The 1714-nt window shown below is 65.3% G+C and carries 1 protein-coding gene; it reads left to right on the top strand.

From position 1 onward, the window contains the following. A partial coding sequence (gene acs / locus A5777_RS11965; RefSeq protein ID WP_064862806.1) for an acetate--CoA ligase occupies positions 1 to 1550 on the top strand: 1550 nt, incomplete at its 5' end. Positions 1551 to 1714: the final 164 nt, after the last annotated feature.

The following is a 1714-nucleotide window of genomic DNA, read 5'->3' as shown; positions in this document are numbered from 1 at the left end:
TCTACATGCCGATGGTCCCCGAGGCGCTCGTCTCGATGCTCGCGTGCGCACGCCTCGGCCTGACCCACTCGGTGGTGTTCGCCGGGTTCTCCGCAGGCGCGCTGCGCTCCCGCGTCGACGACGCCGAGGCCAAACTCGTCATCACCACCGACGGCCAGTTCCGCCGAGGCAAGCCCGCACCTCTCAAGACCGCAGTCGACGAAGCACTCGGCACCGGCGACGCCGCCGCGAAGTCTGTCGAGAAGGTCCTCGTCGTGCGTCGTACCAATCACGATCCCGATCTGAACTGGGTCGAAGGTCGCGACGTGTGGTGGGAGGACACCGTCGACGAGTCGTCGACTCATCACGAACCGGAAGCCTTCGACTCCGAGCACCCGCTCTTCCTGCTTTACACGTCGGGCACCACCGGTAAGCCCAAGGGCATCGTGCACACCTCGGGCGGTTACCTGACCCAGGCCAGCTACACCTTCCATTACGTCTTCGACCACAAGGAAGGCCGCGACGTCTTCTGGTGCGGCGCCGACATCGGCTGGGTCACCGGCCACTCGTACCTCGTCTACGGGCCGCTCTCCAACGGAGCGACCGAAGTGGTCTACGAGGGCACCCCCAACTCCCCCAACGAGCACCGTCACTTCGAGATCATCGAAAAATACGGTGTCACAACGTATTACATCGCTCCCACGCTGATCCGTACGTTCATGAAGTGGGGCCGCCAGATCCCCGAAGCCCACGATCTGAGCTCCATCCGACTGCTCGGCAGCGTCGGCGAACCGATCAACCCCGAGGCGTGGAAGTGGTTCCGCGAGGTCATCGGAGCCAACTCGGCACCCATCGTCGACACCTGGTGGCAGACCGAGACCGGCGCCATCATGATCTCGCCGCTACCCGGCGTCACCGCGACCAAGCCAGGCTCGGCCATGGGACCGCTGCCCGGCATCTCGGCGAAGATCGTCGACGACAACGGCCAGCCTGTCGGCGCGGGCGAGCAGGGCTACCTGGTCCTCGACAAGCCGTGGCCGTCGATGCTTCGCGGCATCTGGGGCGACGACGAGCGCTACCGCGACACATACTGGTCGCGGTTCGCCGAACAGGGTTGGTACTTCGCCGGCGACGGCGCCCGCTACGACGACGACGGGGCACTCTGGGTCCTCGGCCGTGTCGACGACGTCATGAACATCTCCGGCCACCGCATCTCCACCGCGGAGGTCGAATCGGCCCTCGTCGGGCACTCCGGTGTCGCCGAAGCCGCCGTGATCGGAGCTGCCGATGAGACCACCGGGCAGGGCATCGTCGCGTTCGTGATCCTGCGCGAAGGCGTAGCGAACACCGGAGATCAGCTGATCAAGGAGCTCCGCGAGCAGGTGTCGGTGGAGATCTCCCCGATCGCCAAGCCGCGTGAGATCAACGTCGTGCCCGAACTGCCCAAGACCCGATCGGGCAAGATCATGCGACGTCTTCTCAAGGACGTCGCCGAAGGCCGCGAGCTCGGCGACACCTCGACACTGGTCGATCCCTCGGTGTTCGAGGCGATTCGCAGCCGAAAGGGCTGATCCGCACACAGTTGCTCGCCCGTTTTCAGTCATTCGGCGCGGCGCCGGCCGGCAAAAGCCCAGGTCGGCGTCGACGGTCGACGGAAAAATGACTGAAAACGGGCGAGCTGCGTCTGGAGATCTCGTTGTCCCGGCGGCCTTGCTCTTGACCCTGACACGGTGAC

This window comes from Gordonia sp. 852002-10350_SCH5691597 (assembly GCF_001665715.1).
In the GTDB taxonomy this organism is placed as follows: Bacteria; Actinomycetota; Actinomycetes; order Mycobacteriales; family Mycobacteriaceae; genus Gordonia; species Gordonia sputi.
Note: the sequence above shows the minus strand (reverse complement) of the source record. Positions and strands in the feature narration are given on the sequence as shown.